The sequence below is a fragment of the Photorhabdus laumondii subsp. laumondii genome (genome assembly GCF_003343245.1).
Taxonomy (GTDB): Bacteria; Pseudomonadota; Gammaproteobacteria; order Enterobacterales; family Enterobacteriaceae; genus Photorhabdus; species Photorhabdus laumondii.
On the sequence record NZ_CP024901.1, the window covers coordinates 961470 to 987099 of the forward strand.

Here is a 25630-nt window from a genome sequence, read left to right on the forward strand (position 1 = left end):
GCAAAGGAGAATAAGATGTCTATTCAAAGTCTTGGGCAAACTTTCAAAACGACGGCATTGTCGCCCCTTTCGAACGGAGAGGTACAGACACCATCTCGCAATAATAATGTTCATCATCATCTTGCTTCCCATTACACCAGTACGGGTCTTGGTACTCAGGTGTCGCCGGGCAAGGTGCTGACCACTACACTGAAATATCTGACATTGAGTGCTCCGGCTCGCAAGATTGGCACTGCCATACAGGGAGGACATGATTCCCACGCACAGAGTGCCAAAGGTAAGGCGCGCTACTGGACTGGGGCCATTATCAAGGGATTGGCTAATATCACGGGCGGCACCAGTAGTGTAACGAGCGGTGCAATTTCGGTCGGTGTTGTAGGCGTTAAAAACCTGGCGGAATCCACAGGGCGTTTGCTGGCATCTTCTGCCTTGGGGCTGGCTGGAGCGGGCGCGAAGGGAGTCTCGCACTTACCTCTTGGCGCGTCCGATCGTTTGCAGGCTGGAACGCGTGCCGAGCAATTGCTGAATTCTGCCAAGGTGATCGCCAAACCCGCGTTTGTGGCTAAAGCAGAACAAGAGCCGTTGAATGCTGTGGGAGCTAAAGCAGTAATGGATGCGGCCCAATTGGCGAGAATCAGTTGCTCCAGTAGCTATCGGGATATGCCAGCAGGTTACAGTCATGCCACTTTAGCTGATATCCCGTCCTCGATATTGGCTCGCCGGGAGGATGGCACTGGCGGAACCGGCAGTGAGTTAACCCTGCATGTTCGCCCCAGCAAAGGGGAGAATGATCCTTTAATCCTTGAGGGAGATAGCTGGTCTGCGCTCAAGGTTGCTGTCTATAAGAGTGACGACACTATGGTGCTCTCCTTTGTGGGCACTCAGCCGACCAAGCGCCCTGGCACGGTGAAGAGTGATGTCGGCGCTGCTTTGGGGATCAAGGACAGCGCGTTTCAGGATGCTGACCGCTTGGTCAAAGCCTTTACTAAACAATATGGCGGTAAGGTTGAGGTTCTGGGTCACTCCTTGGGCGGCGGGCTAGCACAATATGCGGGCATCAAGCATGGGATCAAGGTCACTGCATTTAACAGCATGGGATTGCATGTAGGGTTGCGAGATCGGTTGGCCGACAAGTTGGATAGTGCCAATGTCACCCACATCAATACCAGTAGCGATCCGCTGAGTCAGAAGGCCGAACATGGTATTTGGGGCTTGGATGCCTCTTCTCAGGTAGGCAAGCGTTATGTGATTGAGCATTCAGGCGGTCACCGTATGGAGTCAGTGACCGCAGGTTTGGAAGCTTTACTGGCTTAATGACTTGATATGTTAGGACAGCGCCTCCTGCGGGAGGCGCTGTTACTGCTAATAGACACAGTATTTAACGCAATTGCACCTTATTTCAGCGCGTTGAGGATTTGCCAGGCCGCTTTAATACGCGCCTCGTTGGGGTAATTTTTGTTGGCCAGCAGCACAATGCCCATTTGCTCTTGCGGCACAAACGCAACATACGTGCCGAAGCCATTGGTGGAACCGGTTTTATTGATAAAAAGCGCATCCGTTGGCGGCTCTGGTAGCGCTAGTTCCGTGGTTTTGTTGGCCTGATAAGCGATCTGCGCCGAGTTGCCGCTCAGTACCTGCTCAAGGGTAACAGGCCAGTGATAAAGTTCCCAGCCCAGCCCTTGCGTCATTTCCCCCACCCGGTAATAACCGGTATGAGTTGCCCGAATGGCCTGTGCCAGCTTGCTGTCACCTACGCGGGAAGGATCGATATTTGCATCTACGAAGCTAATTAGCTCCTGTGCACTGGTTTTCAGACCATAGGCTTCCTCATCCAGCACACCGGGGTTGATGCGAATCGGTTTATTCTCTTTTGAATAACCCAACGCATAATTTTTCATCTCCTGTGCGGGTACGTTAAACCAGGTATGGTGCAGACCAAGCGGTGAAAGGATCTGGTTTTCCATCAGTTTTGAGTAAGGTTTTTCAAGGCGTTGGGCAACGATATAACCCGCAAGGCCAATACTGGGATTAGAGTACTGGCGGTAGGTTCCGGGCGTGTACGTTGGCTGCCAGTGCTGGAACCAGTCCACCATTTTGTTATTGCTGTCGATCTCATCAGGGAACTGTAATGGCAGGCCACCCGCGGTATAGGTGGCAATATTCAGCAAGTTTATGTTGTCAAAGGCGCTACCTGCAAGCGGTTGAAAATGCTGACTGGCCTTATCGGAGAAGGAAATGGCTCCCGTCACCTGCGCCCAAGAAATCAGGCTGCCGGTAAAGGTTTTGCTGACCGAGCCTAATTCAAAGATTGTCTCTTTGGTGACCGGCGTGTTGCTCTCTTTTGATGCGTCACCGTATTGATAGAAAAAATGTTGACCGTGGAAAGTCACTGCAATCGCCATTCCTGGAATGTCATATTCCTGCATCAGGGAGTGTATGGTCTTATCAACAGTATTTGTCAGACGGGTCTGATCGGCGGTATTCGAGGCTTGAGCGCCGAGAGAAGCGGTAAGCAGCAATCCGCCAGTCAGCACCGAAAATCGTTTTGTCATGTGGTGTGTCCTTAATTACAGTGAGAGCTTTCAGGCTTGGATTTTATCAGGATTTGTACACCCAATCACAAAATTTGTGATCTCTATCACCTGACAAAATAAAACTTTGCGGTTGCGGATTGAAAACCAAGCGCTTTCGTTTCTTGATATCAATTGTTACCCAAAAGGTGGATGAAAACTGATTTTTGGGTAAATAGCCAGAAATCAGAAAATTTAATATTTTCTTTCGCTTTGTTTCTAATCGAAACCTTTTATGCCGATTTTTGTCTATATAATAGACTGTAATAGCGATCACAATTTCGTTTGGTTGCTTTTGCTGTAATTAAATCGAAAGAGAGGGAAAGCAATTCATCACAGGCGACATAAATTTGTTGCTGAAAATCTGAGGAGTATAACGGAATGGCTGTGGATACCGTAAAAAGACGTGAACAGATTATCGACTTGCTGTGCCATGAGGGCAGCGTGCGTGTTGAACATTTGAGCACCCGTTTTGGGGTTTCCAGCGTCACTATCCGTAATGACCTGCGTTATCTGGAACAAAAAGGTTGTGCATTGCGTTCCTATGGCGGTGCCATGTTGAATCAGCAATTCGCCTTTGATCGTCCCTTGCAAGATAAAGGCCGGATCAATCGTGATGTGAAATCGCGCATTGCGGCTAGGGCGGCACAGTTTGTTCAGGATGGTGATGCTCTGATCCTTGATTCCGGCTCGACGACTACGCAAATCGCGCCATTTCTTAAAGAGCGGCGTGATCTGGTCGTCATGACTAACGCGTTGAATATCGCCTATGAACTGGCGGGGTTTGACCGGATGGAGGTGATGGTGCTTGGCGGGAGTGTACGCCAGAACTCCTACTCGCTTTATGGTCCGGCGGCGGAACAGCAATTGCGTCAATATCGCTTTGACACCCTATTTCTTGGCGTCGATGGTTTTGATCTGGAAGCAGGGATAACCACGCCACATCCCGGTGAAGCCCACCTTAATCGCGTAATGTGTGAGGTGGCGCATGAAATTATCGCGGTGGCGGATGCCAGTAAATTTGGGCGCAGAAGCTTTTGCCTGATCCGTCAGGCCGGACAGATTCATCGGCTGATTACTGACAGTCGGATCCCTGATAACTACAGGCGGGCATTAATTGAACTCGGCGTGGATGTGGTTATTGCCGACGAATAGTTCTTACCGAGATTCTTGCCCGCATGGGAGGCACCATGCAGTCGCTATTACAACTTATCCGTCGTCATAAATCAGGTGAAGCCGTGGGGATCTATTCGGTCTGTTCCGCTCATCCTTGGGTATTGGAAAGTGCTTTGCGCGTCGCTAAAGAGCGTAAGACTTCGGTACTGATTGAAGCAACCTCTAATCAGGTCAATCAGTTTGGTGGTTATACCGGGATGCAACCGGCTCAATTCCGGGATGCAGTTTGGCAACAGGCCGATCGCATTGGTTTACCGCGTGATCGTGTCTGGTTAGGGGGCGATCATCTTGGACCCAATGCTTGGCAGGATCTTCCCGCTGAACAGGCAATGAAACTGGCTGAAACGTTGATACACGATTATGTGGCGGCAGGGTTTCGTAAGATACATCTCGATTGTTCAATGTCCTGTTTGGATGATCCAACGCCGCTTGGCGACAAGGAGGTTGCGGTACGTGCGGCTCGTTTGTGTCAGGTAGCAGAACGTTGTTGGCAGCAGGTGGGGGGAGAACCACCGGTTTATGTGATAGGTACCGAAGTGCCGGTACCGGGTGGAGCGAAAGAAGCATTAGCAGGAATGCAAGTCACGACGCCTCAGGCTGCGGCGACAACGTTGAGTGTACATCAACAAGCCTGGCAGTTGGCTGGATTGGAACCGGTATGGCCACGGGTGATTGCGCTGGTGGTGCAACCCGGGGTGGAGTTCGATCACCATTGTATCGAACATTATCAACCTGAACGTGCAGCGGCACTGAGTCAATATATTGAATCTCAACCCTATTTAGTCTATGAAGCCCATTCCACCGATTATCAAACGGCGCAAGCTTACCGTGAATTGGTACGTGATCACTTTGCCATTCTGAAAGTCGGTCCGGCTTTGACTTTTGCTTTACGTGAGGCGCTGTTCGCACTCGATAAAATCGATGGTGAATGGAATGGGGAACAGGGCGCGGCTCATCTGCGTGCCACGCTGGAACAGGTCATGCTTGAGCAGCCGGAGCACTGGAATCGCTATTACCACGGTACACCACATCAACAGTTTATTGATCGTCAATACAGTTTGAGTGATCGCATTCGTTACTACTGGCCGCATCCGCAGGTACAACAGGCAGTGAATACCTTGATGGATAACCTGCGTGGTCGCCCGGTTTCCCTTTCACTGCTGAGTCAGTACCTGCCGGAGCAGGCGCAGGCGGTTAATGCCGGAAGGTTGGATAATGACCCACACTCATGGGTGTTGGATAAGATTCGTTCTGTGCTCTTGAGCTATGCGCTGGCTTGTGAGCCCGAGGTACAAGGAGTTTTAGTATGAATGAACTGTTTTCCTATACCGAAGCTTGGTTGCGTGAGCATCATGCTCTGCATACTGCCAGAGAGATTCATCAACAGCCTGAGCTTTGGCGTCAGTTATATCAAAATCTGCAACGTGAGGAAGCGTTATGGCGACCCTTTTTGCAGCCTTTGTTATCCGATCCAGAGCTACAGCTACAGATAGTGCTGTGTGGTGCAGGTTCCTCCGCGTTTATCGGGCGCACGCTGGCACCTTGGTTGCGTGAGCAGTGTGGACTGAATGTGGTCGCGTACAGCACCACAGACATTGTGCCTTCTCCTTTGCAATATCTCGATCCAACACGTTCAACCTTGCTGATTTCTTATGGGCGATCGGGCAATAGCCCGGAGAGCGTGGCGGCGGTAAAACTGGCGGATCAGCTCCTGCCACGCTGTTATCACCTGATGCTGACTTGTAATCCCGGCGGTGCGTTAGCACGTTATGCCGAAGGGCGCTCTCACGTCTGTTCGTTGAATATGCCCCAGGGTTCTCATGACCAAAGTTTTGCTATGACGTCCAGCTTCAGTTGTATGACGTTAGCAACAGTGCTGCTGCTAGGGCCGTTGACGTTGGAACAGTGTGATGAGCCGTTGATGGCGATGATCGCGTTGTGTGAGCGGGAAAGGGAACAGTGGCAGACACAGATTAAGCGGCTGGCATGCAGCGGTTTTAACCGCATGATGTGTCTGGGTTCCAGTTGCTTTACTGGAATAGCGGAGGAGGGAGCGCTCAAGATGCTGGAGTTGACTGCCGGGCATGTCACCACCCGTTACGATTCATCAATGGGGGTGCGTCATGGGCCGAAGTTTATGATCGAACGGGATACGCTGGTGGTCATGATGCTCTCCGCTGATCAGTATCGTCGTCGTTATGATCTCGATCTGTGGCATGAACTGAATCATGACGGATTGGCGTGTCAAATTGTTGCACTGAGTGGCACTCAGGGGAAAGGGTTCACGGTGATTAACAGTGAACAAGATGATATCTGGCTGTTGTTCCCCTATTTGATATTTTTGCAGATGTTAGCGTTTGAAACCTCGCTGGCACTGGGCATAACGCCAGACAATCCATGTCCGACAGGGGAAGTCAACCGCGTGGTGAAGGGGGTGGAAATTTATCCTTATCATCCACCGTATTCACCAAGAATAAAATGTAGCAGGAGTGATTATGTCGATACCGAATATTTTAATGACCCGAATTGATAACCGGTTGGTGCATGGTCAAGTCGGTGTGACTTGGACCAATTCACTGGGGGCCAATTTGGTATTGGTGGCTAACGATCACGTTGCCGGTGATTTGATGCAGCAAAATCTGATGGATATGGTGGTTTCTGATGGGGTTCAGACGCGTTATTTCACCCTGCAAAAAACCATTGATGTGATTCATAAAGCGGCTGAGCGCCAGAAGATTTTTATCGTTTGTAAAACGCCGCAGGATGTACTGACGTTAGTAAAAGGCGGTGTACCGATCCGTTTTGTTAATGTGGGTAATATGCATTTTGCTGAGGGAAAGCGTCAAATCCATAAGACGGTTTCGGTTGATGACAGCGACGTGGTGGTGTTTCGTGAGCTGGAGCAACTGGGCGTTACTTGCGAAATTCGGCGTGTGCCGGATGAAGCGGGAGAACCTATCGCCAAATTGCTGGTTTGAGGGGTGAGTTATGCTGATTGATGCGATATTGATTGGATTACTGGCCGGATTGGCCGGGGTGGATCTGTTCGATGGGTTGACTCATTTTCATCGTCCAGTGGTGATTGGGCCGTTGGTTGGGCTGATTTTAGGGGATGTACAGACGGGTTTGCTGGTCGGGGGGACACTGGAGCTGGTCTGGATGGGAATGGTGCCACTGGCAGGGGCTCAGCCGCCAAATGTGGTGATTGGTGGTGTGATTGGTACGGCATTTGCCATTTTGACTCATGCTGATCCTAAAGTCGCGATTGGTATCGCGGTGCCATTTTCCATTGCGGTGCAAGGCTGCATCACCCTGCTGTTTACCCTGTTCTCACCCATGATGCATAAATGCGATCAGATGGTGAAAGCGTTGAACTGGCGTGGCGTGGAGCGTGTGAATTATCTGGGTATCACCATTCTGTTTTGCTTCTACTTTATCGTGGCATTTCTGCCGGTCTATTTCGGTGCTGACGCTGCCAGTGTCATGGTACAAAAGGCACCGCAATGGTTGTTGGATGGTCTGGCGGTTGCGGGTGGCATGATGCCTGCTATCGGTTTTTCCATGCTGATGAAAATCATGATGAAAAAGAGTTATATCGCTTATTTCATTCTGGGTTTCATTTCAGTCACATTCCTCAATATGCCGATTATTGCTGTAGCACTTGGCGCTTTTGCGATTGCACTGATCGATTTCTTTAACCGTTCCCGTATGGAAGAGGCCGCTGAACGCAGCGTATCTACTACTCAATCTCACACTCAATCTCAGGAGATGGAAGATGGCATTTAACGACACCGATGCGGCTATGGCAGCTAAAGCTGAGAACAGGATGGCGCAGGCGCTGGCAACCAGTCAGGTTGAGCAGGATGACTATCAGGACACGATACCGAGTGAGGATCTGACCAAAGGCGATTTGAATCGTATGGCGTGGCGCTCTTTGTTGCTACAGGCGTCGTTTAACTATGAGCGTATGCAGGCAGGAGGCTGGTTGTACACCTTGATCCCCGGTCTGCGTAAGATCCACAAGCATCCGCAAGATCTGGCGAATTCGATGAAGATGCATATGGAGTTTATCAATGTACATCCGTTTGATGTCACCTTCCTGTCTGGGTTGGTACTGGCAATGGAACGGAATAAGGAGAAAATTTCCACTATTCGCGCCGTAAAAGTGGCGCTGATGGGGCCGTTAGGGGGGATTGGTGATGCATTGTTCTGGTTGACTCTGCTACCCATCTGCGCGGGTATCGGGGCTTCTCTGGCGCTACAGGGTAGCTTGTTTGGTCCCATCATATTCTTGTTGTTGTTCAACATTGTGCATTTCGGCTTGCGTTTTGGTTTAGCGCATTATGGTTATCGTGCAGGAACCAGTGCGTTGGCATTGTTGAAAAAGCATACCAAAAAGATTTCCCATGCTGCTTCGATAGTAGGAATGACGGTAATCGGGGCGTTAGTGGCTTCCTATGTTCATCTCTCGACGCCGGTGGTGATAAACGCCGGTAAGGCCAGTGTGGCGTTGCAGAAGGATGTGCTGGACAAACTGATGCCTAATTTGTTGCCGTTGTGTTTCACTTTGCTGGTGTTTTGGTTGATGAAAAAAGGATTTTCCCCGGTCAAGTTAATTGGTTTGACGGTTGTGATCGGTATTGTAGGGAAGTTTGTGGGTTTTCTTTAATAAACGGCACTGAGGAGAGGGAATGTTAGGTATTGTAATCACCGGTCATGGGCATTTCGCCAGTGGATTGTTACAGGCAGTGGAACAAGTCGTCGGACGACAACCGCAGTGCTGTGCTGTCGATTTTCCTGAGGGGATCAGTACGCAACAATTATTGGTGTCGTTGGAGGCGGCCTGCACCGCCTGTGATAGTGGTGAGGGTATCATTATTCTCAGTGATTTACTGGGTGGATCACCGTTTCGGCAGGCGGCGCAACTGGCAATCGCTAATCCATGTTATGAAGTTATTGCCGGTACCAATATGCAATTAGCGGTAGAGATGATGCTGGACCGTGAAGGTATGACGCTGGAAACATTTCGTGATACGGCGCTGGAGTGTGGGCGGCGGGGATTAACCAGCCTGTGGCACGAACAGCAGAAACGAGGGTATGACAGCCCGAATCTGGATGGCATTTGAGGAGCTTATATGTACTTGATTTCCAGTCGTCAAATGTTGAAAAAGGCCCTGCGTGAAGGCTATGCGGTTCCTGCTTTTAACGTCCATAATCTGGAAACTGTCCAGGTGGTGGCGGAAACCGCTGCACGCTTGGCATCACCGGTTATTCTGGCAGGTACGCCGAGTACTTTCAGTTATGCGGGGACTGACTACCTAGTATCAATCTGTCAGGATGCTGCTCGTCGCCACAATCTGCCGCTGGCGTTGCATCTCGATCACCATGAGGAATTGGAAGATATCAGTCATAAAGTGACCGCGGGTGTGCGCTCGGTAATGATTGATGGCTCGCATTTACCCTTTGAAGAGAATATTCGTAAGGTAGCTGAGGTGGTACGATTTTGCCATCGTTACGATGTTAGCGTTGAGGCGGAATTGGGGCGGCTAGGCGGGCAGGAAGATGATTTGCAGGTTTCCAGTGCCGATAGTTTTTTTACCGATCCGCTGGCAGCAAAAGCCTTTGTTGCCCGTACCGGTATTGATTCTCTGGCGGTAGCGATTGGTTCTGCGCATGGTTTGTATCATGGTGAACCGCATTTGGATTTTGATCGACTAGCGGCAATCTGTGAACAGGTGGATATTCCGTTGGTGCTACATGGTGCATCGGGTATTCCTGAAGTGATGATACAGCAGGCGATTGGTCTTGGTGTATGCAAAGTCAATGTGGCGACCGATCTGAAAATTGCTTTTGCTGATGCGGTAAAGCGTTATTTCATTCAGCACCCAGATGCGAATGATCCACGTAAATATATCGCGCCGGGAAAACAGGCTATGCAGGCAGTAGTAGAAGAAAAGATCCGGATTTGTGGCAGTGTAGGCAAGCTGTATTCGTGAAGGTTCTGTTTTTTCATCCTGACTATGAAGGAAACTGCTGTGAAAATAAGAACGTTAAATAAAATTACGTTGAGTTTATTAGCGAGTTCCATGTTGTATAACACCCCAGTCTGGGCAGATAGCTGGCTGTTGGACGGTAACAATTACCATGTAACTGTTAGCGACGAACACAGTAAAGTGACACAATTAAAATTTGAAAATCCCAAAAACCACGATCAAATCATTATCGACAATCTGTTTGAAATCACGTTGAAATCAGGGGAAAAGCTCACGGCTAAAGATTTTCAGATTACTGATATTAGCAAAAAGCACAATCGTATTGTTGTCTCCCTGAAACATGGCGACATTCAGGTAAGAAATATCATTACTGTGGAGGATAAAGATAAGTACGGCTCGTTTGAAATCACTATTACACCGCAGGAAAATGCGTTGGAGCTCAGCTCTGTCTCGTTGATGCCATTTCGCACTAAAACCCCTTTTGTTCACGGTTCTATCGTCAGTTCACCGATTGTCAGCGATAGCTTCTTTATTGTTCCCGGTAATCCATTGATTACCACTGAGGCGTATAAAGGGAGCGCTTCGCAAAAAATTGCGCTCTCTATCCCGTTAGAGCCGGGGAAGACGTTAAGTTATAAGACGTATATTGGTGTTTATCAGGCAGGGCAATTGCGGCGCAACGTCAATGAGTTTTTGAACAATGCTCGTCCGCGTGAATATAGTCCTTACCTACATTACAACTCTTGGTACGATATTGGTTACTTCACGCCTTATACCGAACAAGAGGCGTTGACCCGTATCAATCAGTTTGGGCAGGAGTTGGTGACTAAGCGCGGTGTGAAGTTGAGTGGTTATCTGTTTGATGATGGTTGGGATAATCTCAAAGGAGATTGGGGTTTTAGTCAGGCATTTCCCCATGAGTTCAAAAATCTTAAACAGGCAGCAGATCAATATCGTGCTCGTTTAGGTATTTGGCTTTCTCCTTGGGGCGGTTATGGTAAACCGGGTGAGCAACGTGTTTCTCATGCGGAGGAGTTTGGTTATGAAGTGATAGATGGCAGATTTGCGCTCTCTGGCCCTAATTACTACGCCAATTTCCATAAGCGGGTACTCAACTTGATTCAACAACAAAATGTATCCATGTTTAAGCTGGATGGCACCGGCAATGCTGATCGTGTGATTAAAGGGAGTTCATTCACCAGTGATTTTGATGCCGCTATCCATCTGATTGACGATATGCGCAGTACGGAAAGTGATCTGTTTATCAACTTGACCACCGGCACCAAAGCCACGCCTTCCTGGCTGTTTTTCGCCGATTCTATTTGGCGTGGTGGTTATGATGTGGAGTTTCACGGCACAGGTTCTAAAGTGCAGCAGTGGCTTACCTATCGTGATGCAGAAACTTATCGTAATGTCGTAAGAAATGGGCCGCTGTTCCCTCTGAATTCGTTGATGCTGCATGGCATTGTTTATGCCAAACAGGCCAAGCATCTGGATAAACAGTCACCTAAAGATTTTGCCGATCAGGTTTGGAGCTATTTTGGCAGCGGCACTCAGTTACAAGAGATGTATGTTACGCCTGACCTGTTGACCACAGAGGATTGGGATACACTGGCAAACGCGGCGAAATGGTCAGAGAAAAATAAAGATGTGCTGTTTGATACCCATTGGATTGGTAAAGATCCTACCGATCTAGCGGTGTATGGTTGGGGAGCCTGGAGTCCGAAAAAGTCGATTATTACTTTGCGCAATCCTGCTGATGAAGTGAAACAATATTATCTGGATTTGCAAAGTGATCTCGAATTGCCTGATGATCAACCTTCGGTATATGACGTTAATATCGATTATGGCGAGAACAGCTCGCTGCCGAAGCTTATCAATAAAACGGTGTTGATTACCCTTCAACCGTTAGAGACACTGACCTTTTCTTTGACCCCATCGAAATAATCACAGTGTTATTAAACTGCCCTGAATAAACGACTTTATTCGGGGCAGTGATTATTTTTTTAAGAATCCATTTAAAGGACAAAACTAATGAAAGCGTTGATCGTGATCGATATGTTAAACGATTTTGTCACAGGAGCACTCGCCAATGAGGCGGATGCGATGAAGATCGTACCGGTAATTAAACGGCTAATTGATCATGCCCGGCGTCAACCGGATTGGCTGGTGGTTTATGCTAATGACGCTCATCGCGCTGATGATCGGGAAATGAGTATTTGGGGCAGACATGCAATGGCTGGAACGCTAGGTGCTAATGTCATTGAAACATTGGCACCTATTGGGACAGATCGTGAAATTGTTTCGCCTAAGCGATTTTATGGGGCTTTCGATGGAACCGATCTGGAAGAGGTTTTGAAAGTATATGGTGTGACGGAAGTGGTGTTAACCGGCCAACATACTCATTGTTGTGTCAGACATACCGCCTATGGCGCGTTTATACGCGGTTATCAAATCAAGGTTCCATCAGATGCTGTGTGTGTTTTCCCCGGTGTCGATCAGCAAGATGCTATTAATTACCTTAAAACCATTTACGGTGCTGAAATTACAATGAGTACTGCATTAGTCATGTAAATTGGGATAATCTGTTAATTCAGTTAGAAATTGATCTGGCAGATACCTGTAAATATGGGTATCTGCCAGTTAAATAATAAGTTAGTGAAAGTTAAACAGTGGGTAAATTACGGCCGTAATAAATTTCTTGTATCTCTTTTTTCAAAAGATGGGTAATTTCCTGCTTTTCAGCTTCACTGAGTTGCTCTGGTGTGGCATTAAATAAGTAATCATTCAGGTCAAATCTTTTCAACATCATTTTTGTATGAAATAGATTTTCCTGATAAATATTAACATCCATCATGTAATACTGTGATTGCACTTCTTCAGTCATATAATTCTGAATAGAACTGATCTCATGATCAATATAGTGTTTCATGCCATTCACATCTCTGGTGAAACCACGGACACGATAATCCATCGTGACAATATCTGATTCTAATTTGTGGATCAGATAATTCAGCGCCTTGAGAGGTGAAATAACACCGCAGGTTGATACTTCAATATCAGCTCTGAAAGTGCATATACCGCCGCCGGGATGACTCTCTGGATAAGTGTGAACACAGATATGGCTCTTATCCAAATGGGCAACGACAGAATCAGGTAACGGACCTGGGTTTTCAGTGTTGTCTACATCCTTCGGGTCCATCGGTTCTTCGCTGACTAGTATGGTAACGCTTGCCCCTTGTGGATCATAGTCCTGACGGGCGATATTCAAAATATTTGCACCAATGATCGAACACGTTTCGCTGAGGATTTCCGTTAAACGGTTAGCGTTATATTGTTCGTCAATGTAAGCGATATAACTATCCCGATCAGCTTGGCTTTTGGCATAACAGATATCGTAAATACAAAAACTCAGGCTTTTTGTCAGGTTATTAAAACCGTGCAATTTCAGCTTGTGCAATTTATTTCACCTCCTGGCTAATGGGTGATTATGGGTTCTCAGATAGTGCATCCAGTAAATAGTGCATCCAGCAAATATTGTGGTAGAGCAAAGCTACCTACATGAACGGCTGGATTATAGTAACGGCAGGTAAAACTTGCGTTGTCAAAGCGCTGTTGCAATGTTGCCAGATCCACATGGCGTAGTGCCGGGTTTTGGCTTGCCCAGGCAAAGGTCATTATTCCGCCATAATAGGTTGGAATGGCAGCTTGATAGAAACCGCTGTCAGCAAAATAGTTACTCAATTTTTTATGGCTGGTGACTGCTTCATCCTGTTGCAGGAAACAAACACCATTCTGAGCAACAAAGATGCCACCTTCATTCAGACAACGTTGGCAACCTTGATAGAATTCAGAGGTAAATAATCCTTCACCAGGCCCGATCGGGTCCGTGCAGTCAGAGATAATGACATCGAATTTCTGATCGGTGGTATTAACGAAATTAACACCATCGTCAATGATCAGATTGAAGCGTGGATCATCATAAGCACCGGCATTATGGTTAGGCAGGTACTGACGGCAGAATTCAACGACACCGGCATCGATTTCAACCATAGTGATGCTTTCAAGGTATTGATGACGACAGACTTCACGTAACATACCGCCATCACCACCGCCGATAATCAGTACTCGTTTGGCGTTCCCGTGGGCGAACAAAGGAACATGAGCCATCATTTCATGGTAGATAAATTCATCACGTTCAGTCGTTTGTACTGTGCCATCTAGCGCCATAATGCGGCCTAATGTCGCATTTTCAAAGATAATCAAATCTTGATGCTCAGTTTTATCGTGATAAAGCACTTTATCGACAGAAAAATACTGACCAAAGTTGGCGTGCAGGGTTTCGGACCAAATTTCTTTTTGTGACATATTCCGGCTTTTCCTCCACTGTGACAGTCATGAAAATTGTGTGCACATAATAGCCAACAATTCTCACAGTTGCACGGTGAAATTTACCCCTTTAGGGGGATGAGGAAAAGCACTATTTAACGTAGGCGAATAAACTCAGCGAATCTCTGGCGAGAGCATGGCACTTTATCGCATTGGACAGGTAAATTCCTTTGAGATCTTGGTAGCTTTCTTCATTGAGCTTGTCCATCAATTGGCTGTTGTAATTAGTTAAATCCCACTTATTGCGTTGAGCAAAATAAATAATGGCTCGTTTAATTTCCCGATCAGGAATTTGGCTGTAACCACAGTCATATTTCAGGTAGATAAACACGGCTGTCAGATCGGCTAGATCTTCAGCTTCATTTTCTGTCAGCGCTTTTGCGGGGTGGGAAAGACCGAAAAGAACGAGTATGTAAGTCAAGAGAGCTAATTTTCGCATTTGTATTATTATAATCAACCAGTGTCATAGTACGTTAACATATTAATATCTTTGTTAGGAAAAATTTATTTTTTAAAATTACTGTAAAGATCGACTTAAATCACATTCCCTTCGCTTGACCTTCCTGTAAGGGTAGCCCTTATGTTTCTTTTATACCCGTTATCTTTCAAGTTGCTTCTTTGTTGGCTGCACTCACTCACCCCGGTCACATAGTTATCTATGCTCCCGGGGATTCGTTCCCTTGCCGCCGCGATGCATCTTGAAATCCATAGGGTATATGGGATGTTTTTTAGCGATTTTTTGGTTGATTTGACTAGGAGGTGAATATGCAACGACGTGATTTTATCAGATTAAGTGCCGTTATGGGCCTATCCAGTATGTTGCCTGTATGGAGTCGTTTCTCCTTTGCTGAATTTTATCCGGTATTACCTATTCCTCCACAACTAGAGCCAGATGCGGCAGGTAAAATTGCTATTGAAATCAAAGCGGGAAAATCCAGTTTTAAAGCAGGAGTGGTGACTAAAACTTGGGGTTATAACGGTGATTTACTCGGTCCGGCACTGAAATTGATGTCAGGTAAACCTGTCACTATTGATATTCGTAATCATCTACCGGAAGAGAGCACGGTTCATTGGCATGGTCTGGAGATTACTGGGGAAGCCGATGGTGGCCCGCATGCGATGATTGCGCCCGGCGGGAGCCGGACGGTCAGTTTTACGCCTGAACAACCGGAAGCGACTTGTTGGTTCCATCCACATACGCATGGCAAAACGGGTTATCAGGTTGCAATGGGGCTTGGTGGATTAGTACTGATTGAAGATGAGAACAGTATTAATACGGGTTTGCCAAATCAGTGGGGCGTGGATGATATTCCGGTGATATTGCAGGATAAGCGCTTGAATAACGAGGGTCAGATTGATTATCAACTGGATGTGATGAGTGCCGCTGTTGGTTGGTTTGGCGATATGATGCTGACCAACGGTGTTGTTTTACCCCAACATACTGCACCACGCGGCTGGTTACGTTTGCGTTTGCTAAATGGCTGTAACGCTCGTAGCCTCAATATTGCGACCAGTGATGGCCGTCAATTGTATGTTGTTGCCAGTGATGGTGGCTTGTTAGCAGAACCGGTTGCGGTTAATGAGTTACCGATTCTGTCGGGAGAGCGTTTTGAGGTGGTGATAGACGCTTCGGATGGCAAATCTTTCGATCTGGTGACGTTACCTGTGGTTCAGATAGGAATGACATTACCGCCATTTGATCAACCGTTGCCGGTTTTACGTATTCAACCTCAGCTTTTTTCTAGCCGCACAATACTGTCGGAGCAGCTTGCCACGCTTCCTGCATTACCCTCTTTTACCGGTTTGAATCGGCGTCGTTTACATCTGGCGATGGACAGTCGTCTGGATATGCAGGGGATGATGATGTTGTCTCAGCGCTATGGTGAGCAAGCTATGGCGGGGATGGGAATGCATCATGGGAATATGAGCCACGGAGATATGCATCATGGTGGTGAATTAAATTTCCATCATGCGAACACCATTAATGGGCAGGCTTTCTCCATAACAGAACCCGCTTTTGATGTGAAACAGGGGCAGTATGAGCGTTGGGTGATTTCAGGTGTTGGCGATATGATGCTGCATCCGTTCCATATCCACGGTGCCCGTTTTCGTATTTTGAGTGAAAATGGCCGCAAGCCTGCGGCTCACCGTAGCGGTTGGAAAGATATTGTTCATGTGGAAGGCAAGGAGAGTGAAGTGCTGGTTCAGTTCAAGCATACTGCGGGAGTGAAGCATCCATTTATGGCGCATTGTCATCTACTAGAACATGAAGATACCGGTATGATGCTGGGTTTTACTGTTAGTAAATAATTTTGTTAACAGATTGACTCTGGTTTGGCTTATCAGAGTCGGCCTCACTGTGCCTTATAGTCCGTAGTTATGTAGTCTTTTCAATGAATTATTGTTATAGGATGTACATTATAGAACAAAGGTTATACGCAATTGCTTCTACTATGAACTGGTGTTGATAGATGCTTAATCAGCAGTAAATGGACACAACAAAGTATTGTTAGTGATTACCGCAGGTATTAGACTATGATACAGTTGGTTGTTTGTTACTCAGTGAAGGAGAGGTGAAATGTCTAGTTTTTTCAAGAATATGGGATATGCTCTTGTTTCTCCGGAAAGGGTGATGGCACGCCTCGTTGGCGCACATAAAGAAACTTGTTCTGATGCTGATCAGAAAGATGAAAAGTTCATCATTAATCGTTCTGGAACAGTTACTCTGAATCGTTGTAATCCTGATGTTCAGCGGGCTTTCGCTTTAAACGTTGAGTGGTTGAGTACTAAAAAAGAGGGATAACTATCAATGTGGGCAGCTGTGGTTATTGTTGTTTTAGTATGTGGTTATGTTTATACAAATAGTCATCTACCCTCTAGATTTAAGCAAAATAAAGCCATTGGTTGGAACGCTTACTTTGAAGTAGCACGACAAGGTGGTTTTTTTCTTATCACAGGTTTTTGTCTGGCTTTAACACTGAGTTGTTTAATCTTTGCTGTTATGATGCTACTGAACATTCCTGTATATTTTGGTGCAAAATATATCCCTTTTACTTTTGCTCATGATTTATTCAACTCTCGGTTAGTGGGGACGAGTATTTTTTCTTTTCTCATCTTAAGTTTTACCGTGTTGATCAGTATCAGTGCATCCTATAACGCAGAGAAAGATTTTAGAAATCCTGAAAAGCGCAATGGTATTTTTAAAGAAATTGCATCTAATAGTGCTATTGAAAGCCTTCTTTTGGAATCAATTGAAAGTGGTCTGTTGCTGTTAATTACTTTAAAGTCGAGAAAAGTTTATGTTGGAATGGTTGATGAAGCGAGATTTCATCATTTGGATACCGATACTATCGTTATCATTCCTTTTATGAGTGGTTACAGAGATAAAGATACGCTGACATTTTGTGCCGAGCATAATTATGCTGATCATTACAGGAATGAAGGTATTACACTAACTTCAAAGCCTTTGAGTGTGTATCAGTTTCGTCATGTTCTTCCGCTTGAGCAGATAGAGTCTCTATCGCTTTTTAATCCTGAAACCTATGATAAGTTCCAGGAAGTTATTAAAGATAAATCTAATTGAGGTAAAACGTCTCAAATAGGTTTTGTAGTTCATCAGTCCGAAGAAATTTAACAAGATAGACTTGGTAGTCTCTTTTTTTAATGTTGTTCAATACATGGCAGATAGAATATAGAAACTTTGCGTTTTCTATGAGTAAAGAATAGCAGTAACAACTGGTGCTACCTGGAGTATTTCAGTTTGTCATGAGTTATTGAATGGTGGAGGCATCATGACTGAAAAATGTTTGTACTGCTCCTTTTGTGGGAAAAAGCAAGATGAAGTAGCTAAATTAATTGCTGGTCCAAGCGTTTACATCTGCAATGAATGTGTTGCTTTGAGTCAGGGAATCATTGATGAAGAAAAAAAGCTTAAAGTTTTAGCAGTAAGTCATCCTCACTCAGCCTCACTGTATACGTTTTTGGCATATAATTCTGGCTGTTTTATTGAAAGTTCGGTTATTTGTTCCGATGAAATCCTTGCAGAAACATTGGAAATAAGCATTGATGATTTACATAAGGCTCTTAGAACTCTTAAAAGGAAAAAATTAATAGAAATTCTACCTTGTGCTGATGGGATGACGTTATATTTTGTGAGTGGGAAAAATATAAGTAAAACTTATGATGAAGAAACTAAGCTTTACAGAGTTGCCGCTAATGTTTTGTTACAACCTAATCCCAAATTAAAGATGTTGCCATAGACATAGTGAGCATCAGAAACCATCTTTAATCTTTGTTTGAGATACCCCATATTTTCGAAGAACTTTTGATAATTACCATTCGATTATACCCTATGGATTTCAAGATGCATCGCGACGACAAGGGAGCGAATCCCCGGGAGCATAGGTAACGATGTGACTGGGGTGAGAGAGTGCAGCCAACAAAGAGGCAACTTGAAAGATAATGAGTATATAGATTGGTTTCTCTTCTGGATACTATAAACATCCTTATTCTTATGCCGTACTTACCTTGAGATATCCTAAGGGAAAGGAATTGTGCAACAATATTGTTAGAATAATGACATATTAATTGGCATCTCAACTGGTTATAATCCTTTATTGATTTTCATATACTTATTCATTAAAAACAACTGGTTAAATTTATAATGAAACATACTGTAGAAGCATAAAACATCGTGTTTTTATACTATTAGATGCTTTCAGTTTTCTCCTTTTTTATCCTTCCATATCAAAATGATAGCCTAATTTTGTATTTTAGTGTTAATGTCTCTTTTTTGATTGTTACAATGAACGGTGTATCACTCAGACAGAGACACTATGTTGAGGTAATGAATGGCACGGACAAACAACTCAGTGACAAAAAACTAAAAGCATTGCTAGGTGTTAAAAGGGATTCTCCGGCTATGATTGCTGCTGGTGAAGGGTTGAGCATTAAGGTTTTCAAAAGTGGACAGTTAAGTTGGGTATTTATATATCGCTGAGGTGGGCGTGGTAGTCGCTTGGAGCGCCCCACTTTAGGTCGTTACCCTGATATGTCACTAAAAGTGGCAAGAGAAAAACGTGGACAGTGCAGAAGGTGGCTCGCTGAAGGTTTTGATCCAAGGATGGAGTTGGAATTGAGAATAGAAGAAACTTTAAAACCGGTGACTGTCAAAGATGCTCTGGAATATTGGTTAGTGCACTATGCACGCGCAAAAAGAGCAGATGAAGAACTTGCAAGAGCGCGCAGCTAGAAAACATATTTATCCCCGATTAGGTCATTATCTTCTCATACGGTGTGAAATCCGTCACTGGGTAGCCTGTTTTGACGAAATAAATAAAACGCAACCTATACGAGATAAAAATGCTTTTCTTACGTAATTCGTTACTGGTCCGGTGCTGGTTGTGAGCAGGGAACTCAATGGCATAATCGATAACCGCTTGTTCTGTTGTTGCATCGATCCTATTTTTGAGGTTAGGGCTGCGATTAACTAACGCTTCGACTCCTCCTTCTTCGACGAGTTCCTGATAGCGATAAAAAGTATCGCGGGATATGCCTATCATCTTGCAAGTTTTCGACACATTGTTAAGTTCTTCAGCCAGGTTCAACAAACTGGCTTTATGTTTAATGGTAGGGTTGTTAGTATGAAGCATGAGAGTTACCCCTTGTATTTTGTATAAGGGTTCGGCACCCCTATCAAAACCTGTAACTCTCAACTTTTCAAGTTCTATGTCATATCTAGTCGCGACTAATACGATTAATAACAATTTAATATTAATAATGCCTTTTTCACTTGTATTAATTGATAAATTATACGTACAAAAATAGACAATTACACAAGGTTATGCACATTTTTTTGTTAAATCAATTAGTTTATTCGCGGATTCTATTGTTTCTTTCCTATGGGCAACCATTACTTTTGTAATGCTTAACATTTTAAGGTTAGATGAAATTATTTTTTCGTTTTCAGTATCGAGATGACTCGTGGCTTCATCTAAAAATAAGATCTTAGGGTCTTTGTATAATGCTCTTGCTAAGCATAACCTCTGTTTTTGTCCACCAGATAAGATAGTTCCCATATCTCCAATCAATGTTTCATATTCCATTGGCATTTTTTTTATATCATGGTGTATAGCTGCTATTTTTGCACAATTAATAGCTTTATCTGTGTCTGGATGTTCATCAAAAAAAGTTATATTTTCCATAATAGAACCAGAAAATAGTGAATCATCTTGCGCTACATACCCGATATTATCTCTGATGATTTTTGGATGTGTTTTATTAACTATAACTCCTCCAATCCTAACTTCTCCTCCTGTAGGTAAAATGTTTCCTATCATTAAATTTAATAGTGTGGATTTCCCACAACCTGATGGACCTATTATTGCCACTGAATCTCCAGGCTGAATGTCAAAATATAAATTCTCTATTAAATAATTATTATTTCCCTCATATTTAAAGGAAAGATTTTTAATTTCAATTTTATTTGATTTTATTGTTTCTGTTTTTAGTAGTATATTGGATTTTAATTCTGTTTCAGATAGTACAATATCTGATAATCTTTCAATATGGATCCCAAGCATTTTAAAAGAAATAAATAGATCAATGAGAGATATAGTTCTAGACTCAAATTGAGTTTTGTAAGCAAGAAATGATATTAATATACCTACTGTAAATGTATTATCAAAGATAAAAGATGTACCTATATAAACTATTAGGATGTTTTGAATTCCAAATATAATTCTATTGGAAAAAGAAAATCCTAGCGATAGTCTTTGAGATTTAAGGGCAGAGTTTACAGTATTTATAGATAAAGTTAACCAAGAATTATATCGGTGATTCTCTTTGCAGAAAATCTTTATTGCTCTTATTCCTCTCATTGTTTCCATAAAATTGGAGCTCAGCTTAGCTGATTGTACGATATTTTCTTTAGTAGCTTCTTTTAAAGGGTAATACCATATTATCCTGATTATTATATATATGAAAATAGTGACAATTGATATTAATGTTAACTGAAAATTATACATTGTCATGATAATAATAGTTGTTGCAGAAACAAGACTATTACATATGGAAATAAAAAAAGAAGAAGTTAACGTATTTTGTATGCTATCAATAGACGAGAATTTTGAAATTATATCACCTAAATGTCTTTTTTCAAAAAAAGAAACTGGCAAATTCATTAAATGAGTAAATACATTTGCCTTCCATTGTATATTCAAATTTGTACTAATATATGTAGTCAATAGGCTTTGAATAATGTTTATTACTTGCTCGAAAACAAGTAATACTCCAAAACCTATTGATAGCAACAATATTAAATTTTTATCTTCAGAAACTATCCCATGATCAATTATTAATTGCATGTAAAATGGCCCGATTAGTGCAAAGAACTCTAATACAAAAGCTAGCAATAATATTTTTACTAGTGATCTTTTTATTCCTGATATGTTTTTAAAAAAACTTAAAATGTCAACTTTTTCTTTATCAATTTTTTTTTTGAAATCGTTATTTGGCCAGAATTCAACAGCAATTCCAGTAAAACAATTAGAGAATTCATTATAACTCAAACGTCTAAATCCAATACTGGGATCCATTATTGTTATTGTATTTTTTGATATTTTTTTTAAAACTACAAAATGATTAAGCTCCCAATGTAAAATACATGGCAGTTTTAATTGATTTATTTCATTGATGTCTAGTTTAACAGCTCTATAAGATAGTTTTAACTCTTTAGCGTAGTAAGCAATATCATTAAGATTTGTACCTGTAAGAGGAATACGGAATTTTTTTCTAAGCGAAGATAAATCAACTTGGTATCCATGATAAGAAGAAATAGATGCTAAACAAGCTAGGCCACATTCAGCTATTTCTGTTTGTAAAATAGATGGCAAATTATGAGAATGCCAAAATATGATTTTTTCTAATTTCATCATCTTATTCAAATGCTATTTTTATTAATAGTAATAAGTGGCTCGAATATCCACTCGTATAATTTTCTTTTTTCGTGTAAAATATCAGCATCTAGAGTCATTCCTATCTCTAATGCCTTTTTTATTTTATTTATTTCAATGTATTGTTTTTCAAGTTCTGCCTTTACTAAATAAATAGGTTCATTTGCTATGTCTAATGTATGGAATACGGTTCCTATGCTTTTAACCTCTTGAGCTGGTATTGCGGTTCTACTTATGGAAATAACTTTAGCCTTAAATATTCCGAATTTTTGATATGGATATGCTGAATATCTTATATTAACTATATCACCATTTTTAACAAACCCTATAGATTGGCTAGGAATATATAAATTAATAGAGAATTTTTTGGTATTGGGGACTATATTCAACAATAAAGTAGATTGTTCTACATGAGAACCTAAATCAAAATTATTAATATTTATAAATCCTGATGAACTAGCCACGATAACAGATTCCGTTTGGCTTTCAATATTTATAATTTCTTGATTAACTGACGCTAAAATTCTATCTATCTCTTGTTTTTCTATAAATTGTTTTAATGGAAGTTCTTCTAACTCAAATTTCTTTTCACTAATTGTTCTTTCTATGTCAATCAATTCTTTTTTTGTTAAACTTAAGTTTATTAATTGGTCTGATTCACTATTTTCTGCAATGGTTATGTGCTCTTTTGATATAAATCCTTTTCTTTCTAATAATTTGTATCTGTTGGTATTTTTTTTTAGTCTATCTAATTTATTCTGTTGTGATGTTAATTTATCCTTAATATTTTCTTTTTGTTTCATTAAGCTTTCAACATGCTCATGTAGTGAATCTAGTTTACTTTTATGTATCTTGGATTCACATAATAAGTGCAACATCGTTAATCTGGAAGTAAACATGTTCGTATTCCTTTAAATAATTCATTCGGTGTTTTCCCACCCCGTGTTTTTCGAGGACGATTATTTAATCGGTTTACCACAAAATTTATTTCCTGATCAGAGATTTCATTAAAATTGGTTCCCTTTGGAAAGTATTGTCTGATTAACCCATTGATATTCTCATTGATCCCTCTTTCCCAAGGCGAATAAGGGTGAGCAAAGTAAATTTGGGTTTCTAATTCTTCACCGATGATTTCATGATCTGCGAACTCCAAACCGTTATCGAACGTGATGGTCTTAACCTTTTGTTTTAACGGGTATAATACTTTCACTGCTGCTTTCGCGACTTCTGATGCCTGCTTGCTATCAAGTTTAACGATAATTGTATACAGCGTCTTGCGGTCAACCAATGTTAATAAGACACTTTTTTTATCTTTCCCTATTATCGTATCTCCTTCCCAGTCCCCAATACGTTCTTTTTTATCAACAATTTCCGGGCGTTCATCAATACTGACCCGATTTTTAATTTTACCTCTTCTTTCATAGCGACCATAGCGTTTGCGATAGGGTTTTCTGGCTATTCGCAGATGTTGCCATAAATCCCCCCCCTCTCTTTTATCTTGATAAATCAGTCTATAAATCGTCTCATGATGCAAAGATATCCCTTTATGTTGCTTCAAATAATCAGCCACCTGTTCAGGGCTTAAATCTTTCCAAATTAACCGTTTTATCCATCTTTTTACTTCCGGCGTTATTTTCACGGCCTTTTTAGCAAAATGACGACGCGCCAATACCTTCAAATGAGCCTGTTCAGGGCAGTATGTCTGGACTTCTTGATTTCTCTTCAATTCTCTGCTGATGGTCGATGGGCTTCGCTTAAGTGACTTCGCAATAAAAAGCTGTGAAAAACCCGCTTCTCTTAAACTGGAAATCTGGTATCTTTCTGTTTCGGTCAGTTGTGTATAGGCCATAGTGCATTTTCCTTTGGCGAGAAAGATGCCTACTATAGCAACTGACCGCCCTTCTGAAAAATTGCACTTATTAGTCGAATCCGCCTATTTTATCTATTTTATCAATGGCTTGATCTAACGTTTTCTTCTTTAAGATGGCTTGCTCTTTTAATTTATCTTGCAGTATTCCTGTGTTTAAGTTTTGAGCTTTGTATATAACACCCAGAACCTCGCCTTTTTTTACAAATTGACCATCTTTAATCATAACCTTGTTAATTATCCCTGTCTCTCTTGAATAGACTTTTGTGATCCCATCTTCAGGGTAAACTTGTCCTTTTATGGTTGTTTTCCTAGAGTAATCAGTAAACATAATAAATATTATTATAAACAATACAAGAAGGCATGAAATATATGTTAAAACGGTAAAAATAAAGGGGCTGGTCAAAATTACTCGACCAGCCAAAGGTATTGCTTTATGCTTTAAAGCCTCCTTGCGAAAAAATTCACTTTTATAAATCATCTATAATTTCTAATATATCTTGGTAACCTAGTTTATAAATTAAATCTTCTATGTTTTTTTGTTTACTATGATCAAAAAAAGAAAGTAGATTCTCGAATGATATATATGGTATCTCACTAATTTTACTAAGAAGATGTATAGAGAATTGATCTAAATTTACTTTTGCTCCGTTGCAAATAATATATCCTTCATCTATGGATAGATTATTATTTGAATTTATTCTTAAGCGTGATGTCTTGGATATGGAATGATGTTTTTTTCCACAAAATAGTCTCAGATTTAATTTTGATGGAACCCTTTTTTCATCGCTGAAAGATTTTAAAAATTCATTATATGAATCTTCTGAAGTAATATTATCAATAACATATTTTGCTAAGATATCAATTTCATCTTTAGCTTGTTTCCATGATCTCGGAAGTGATTTCCTTCCAATGTCAATATCGGTTATTTTATATGATAACCAGTTTATGTACTCATGGGCATAAGGTGGAAAAATGCCAACAGATAAATGTATAGTCTCTTCACCAAGAGGTAATGGATTATGCCACCATCCTCTTGGTAGATAAAGGACATCTCCAGTTTCCAGCACAAAATCATCATATGGTTCAGAAGGGCATGGATACGTATTTTCCATATCTTTTGATTGATGTAAATATACAGGGTCAGGAAAGCTTGGTTTGTAAATTATCCATCTTTTCTTTCCTGATAACTGAATTGCGAATATATCTCTGCTATCCCAATGAGGTTTAAAAGAACTTTTTTCTCCATATGATAAATATAGGCTTGAAAACGGATGACTATCTGTAAATGAAGAGCAAGCCTTAGCCAGTTGATCTATTTTTGTTTCATTAATTATACCATTTGCAACTAGTGTTGCACCTGAGTTTAGATAGTCATATAACTTAGAGTATATATATCTATACCGTCTAGTGCCTAAATCATTATAGGATTCAATATATTCTGTTTTATCAATAATACCATTGTACATTAATTTAATACCTTCAAATGAAGGCAGGTTGGAACGATTAAATATATTTTCTATTTCACTATGTTTTATAAAATCATCATCATATATTTTTTTAAAAACACACGGTTTCTTTTCGAAGAAATTTTCTAGGAAGTCTTTTTTATCAATGGGAAAATTAATTGGATTCATATTTAATGTTAATGATTGTTGATTGTGGCTCTATAAGTGAGTAATA

The 25630-nt window shown here is 42.2% G+C and carries 25 protein-coding genes and 2 pseudogenes; 17 read left to right on the forward strand and 10 right to left on the reverse strand.

What is annotated here, in order from left to right:
- The first annotated feature begins 15 nt into the window (after nt 1-15).
- Nucleotides 16-1314 carry a Tle-like phospholipase domain-containing protein gene (locus tag PluTT01m_RS04290; protein ID WP_011145202.1) on the forward strand — a complete coding sequence of 433 codons (1299 nt, stop codon included), beginning with the start codon at nt 16-18 and terminating at the stop codon, nt 1312-1314.
- Nucleotides 1315-1394: 80 nt separating this feature from the next.
- On the opposite strand, the gene ampC is transcribed toward PluTT01m_RS04290, so the two are convergent.
- Nucleotides 1395-2552 carry a class C beta-lactamase gene (gene ampC / locus PluTT01m_RS04295; protein WP_011145203.1) on the reverse strand — a complete coding sequence of 386 codons (1158 nt, stop codon included), beginning with the start codon at nt 2550-2552 and terminating at the stop codon, nt 1395-1397.
- Nucleotides 2553-2951: 399 nt separating this feature from the next.
- Here ampC and agaR point away from each other — a divergent pair, with 399 nt between their 5' ends.
- From agaR to PluTT01m_RS04345, 10 genes are all read left to right on the forward strand, one after another.
- On the forward strand, nt 2952-3725 hold the full coding sequence (agaR, locus tag PluTT01m_RS04300; protein ID WP_011145204.1) for a transcriptional repressor AgaR: 774 nt from the start codon (nt 2952-2954) through the stop codon (nt 3723-3725).
- A 35-nt stretch (nt 3726-3760) separates the two neighbouring features.
- Nucleotides 3761-5056 (forward strand): D-tagatose-bisphosphate aldolase, class II, non-catalytic subunit, encoded by a 1296-nt coding sequence (locus PluTT01m_RS04305; protein WP_011145205.1) that lies wholly within the window; start codon nt 3761-3763, stop codon nt 5054-5056.
- Nucleotides 5053-6276 (forward strand): AgaS family sugar isomerase, encoded by a 1224-nt coding sequence (locus PluTT01m_RS04310; RefSeq protein WP_011145206.1) that lies wholly within the window; start codon nt 5053-5055, stop codon nt 6274-6276. The genes PluTT01m_RS04305 and PluTT01m_RS04310 overlap by 4 nt, the downstream gene beginning before the upstream one ends.
- Complete coding sequence (agaV, locus tag PluTT01m_RS04315; protein ID WP_011145207.1) at nt 6242-6724, forward strand: PTS N-acetylgalactosamine transporter subunit IIB; 483 nt, start codon at nt 6242-6244, stop codon at nt 6722-6724. The genes PluTT01m_RS04310 and agaV overlap by 35 nt, the downstream gene beginning before the upstream one ends.
- 10 nt (nt 6725-6734) lie before the next feature.
- The gene (agaW, locus tag PluTT01m_RS04320) at nt 6735-7532 is read left to right on the forward strand and encodes a PTS N-acetylgalactosamine transporter subunit IIC (RefSeq protein WP_011145208.1); all 798 of its coding nucleotides are present in this window, start codon (nt 6735-6737) and stop codon (nt 7530-7532) included.
- Entirely contained in the window at nt 7522-8415 is an 894-nt protein-coding gene (locus tag PluTT01m_RS04325) for a PTS system mannose/fructose/sorbose family transporter subunit IID (protein ID WP_011145209.1), read from the forward strand. The genes agaW and PluTT01m_RS04325 overlap by 11 nt, the downstream gene beginning before the upstream one ends.
- A gap of 22 nt (nt 8416-8437) precedes the next feature.
- Nucleotides 8438-8872: a PTS galactosamine/N-acetylgalactosamine transporter subunit IIA gene (agaF, locus tag PluTT01m_RS04330; RefSeq protein WP_011145210.1), complete on the forward strand. Its 435-nt coding sequence runs from the start codon at nt 8438-8440 to the stop codon at nt 8870-8872.
- A 9-nt stretch (nt 8873-8881) separates the two neighbouring features.
- Nucleotides 8882-9742: a tagatose bisphosphate family class II aldolase gene (locus PluTT01m_RS04335; RefSeq protein ID WP_011145211.1), complete on the forward strand. Its 861-nt coding sequence runs from the start codon at nt 8882-8884 to the stop codon at nt 9740-9742.
- A 39-nt stretch (nt 9743-9781) separates the two neighbouring features.
- A complete protein-coding gene (locus PluTT01m_RS04340; protein WP_041379932.1) occupies nt 9782-11686 on the forward strand; it encodes a hypothetical protein in 1905 nt (634 codons plus the stop codon).
- Between the two features lie 87 nt (nt 11687-11773).
- A complete protein-coding gene (locus tag PluTT01m_RS04345; protein ID WP_011145213.1) occupies nt 11774-12313 on the forward strand; it encodes a cysteine hydrolase family protein in 540 nt (179 codons plus the stop codon).
- 91 nt (nt 12314-12404) lie between these two features.
- On the opposite strand, the gene speD is transcribed toward PluTT01m_RS04345, so the two are convergent.
- From speD to PluTT01m_RS04360, 3 genes are all read right to left on the reverse strand, one after another.
- A complete protein-coding gene (gene speD, locus PluTT01m_RS04350; protein ID WP_011145214.1) occupies nt 12405-13199 on the reverse strand; it encodes an adenosylmethionine decarboxylase in 795 nt (264 codons plus the stop codon).
- 38 nt (nt 13200-13237) lie between these two features.
- Nucleotides 13238-14107: a polyamine aminopropyltransferase gene (gene speE / locus PluTT01m_RS04355; protein ID WP_011145215.1), complete on the reverse strand. Its 870-nt coding sequence runs from the start codon at nt 14105-14107 to the stop codon at nt 13238-13240.
- 112 nt (nt 14108-14219) lie between these two features.
- On the reverse strand, nt 14220-14567 hold the full coding sequence (locus PluTT01m_RS04360) for a YacC family pilotin-like protein (RefSeq protein WP_011145216.1): 348 nt from the start codon (nt 14565-14567) through the stop codon (nt 14220-14222).
- 326 nt (nt 14568-14893) lie between these two features.
- On the opposite strand from PluTT01m_RS04360, the gene cueO reads away from it, so the two are divergent.
- From cueO to PluTT01m_RS28025, 6 genes and pseudogenes are all read left to right on the forward strand, one after another.
- Nucleotides 14894-16438 (forward strand): multicopper oxidase CueO, encoded by a 1545-nt coding sequence (cueO, locus tag PluTT01m_RS04365; RefSeq protein ID WP_011145217.1) that lies wholly within the window; start codon nt 14894-14896, stop codon nt 16436-16438.
- A gap of 268 nt (nt 16439-16706) precedes the next feature.
- On the forward strand, nt 16707-16931 hold the full coding sequence (locus PluTT01m_RS04370; protein WP_011145218.1) for a hypothetical protein: 225 nt from the start codon (nt 16707-16709) through the stop codon (nt 16929-16931).
- Between the two features lie 6 nt (nt 16932-16937).
- Nucleotides 16938-17711: a hypothetical protein gene (locus PluTT01m_RS04375; RefSeq protein WP_011145219.1), complete on the forward strand. Its 774-nt coding sequence runs from the start codon at nt 16938-16940 to the stop codon at nt 17709-17711.
- 208 nt (nt 17712-17919) lie between these two features.
- Nucleotides 17920-18057, forward strand: a pseudogene (locus tag PluTT01m_RS27370) (ClpX C4-type zinc finger protein); the annotation flags it as partial.
- A gap of 875 nt (nt 18058-18932) precedes the next feature.
- The gene (locus PluTT01m_RS28020) at nt 18933-19127 is read left to right on the forward strand and encodes a hypothetical protein (protein ID WP_324251510.1); all 195 of its coding nucleotides are present in this window, start codon (nt 18933-18935) and stop codon (nt 19125-19127) included.
- Nucleotides 19128-19145: 18 nt separating this feature from the next.
- Nucleotides 19146-19379 carry an Arm DNA-binding domain-containing protein gene (locus tag PluTT01m_RS28025; RefSeq protein ID WP_323839268.1) on the forward strand — a complete coding sequence of 78 codons (234 nt, stop codon included), beginning with the start codon at nt 19146-19148 and terminating at the stop codon, nt 19377-19379.
- Nucleotides 19380-19479: 100 nt separating this feature from the next.
- On the opposite strand, the pseudogene PluTT01m_RS04390 reads toward PluTT01m_RS28025, so the two are convergent.
- The 6 genes and pseudogenes from PluTT01m_RS04390 to PluTT01m_RS04415 all read right to left on the reverse strand — a co-directional run.
- A pseudogene (locus PluTT01m_RS04390) lies at nt 19480-19779 on the reverse strand (helix-turn-helix domain-containing protein); the annotation flags it as partial.
- Nucleotides 19780-19968: 189 nt separating this feature from the next.
- Entirely contained in the window at nt 19969-22062 is a 2094-nt protein-coding gene (locus tag PluTT01m_RS04395) for a peptidase domain-containing ABC transporter (RefSeq protein WP_011145222.1), read from the reverse strand.
- A 5-nt stretch (nt 22063-22067) separates the two neighbouring features.
- Nucleotides 22068-22883 (reverse strand): HlyD family secretion protein, encoded by an 816-nt coding sequence (locus PluTT01m_RS04400; protein ID WP_157866893.1) that lies wholly within the window; start codon nt 22881-22883, stop codon nt 22068-22070.
- Nucleotides 22884-22960: 77 nt separating this feature from the next.
- On the reverse strand, nt 22961-23929 hold the full coding sequence (locus PluTT01m_RS04405) for an IS30-like element ISPlu1 family transposase (protein WP_011145223.1): 969 nt from the start codon (nt 23927-23929) through the stop codon (nt 22961-22963).
- 70 nt (nt 23930-23999) lie between these two features.
- Nucleotides 24000-24428: an HlyD family secretion protein gene (locus tag PluTT01m_RS04410; protein WP_041379934.1), complete on the reverse strand. Its 429-nt coding sequence runs from the start codon at nt 24426-24428 to the stop codon at nt 24000-24002.
- On the reverse strand, nt 24418-25584 hold the full coding sequence (locus tag PluTT01m_RS04415; RefSeq protein ID WP_011145224.1) for a ribosomal protein uL16 3-hydroxylase: 1167 nt from the start codon (nt 25582-25584) through the stop codon (nt 24418-24420). Before PluTT01m_RS04415 ends, PluTT01m_RS04410 begins: the two co-directional genes overlap by 11 nt.
- Between the last annotated feature and the right edge of the window lie 46 nt (nt 25585-25630).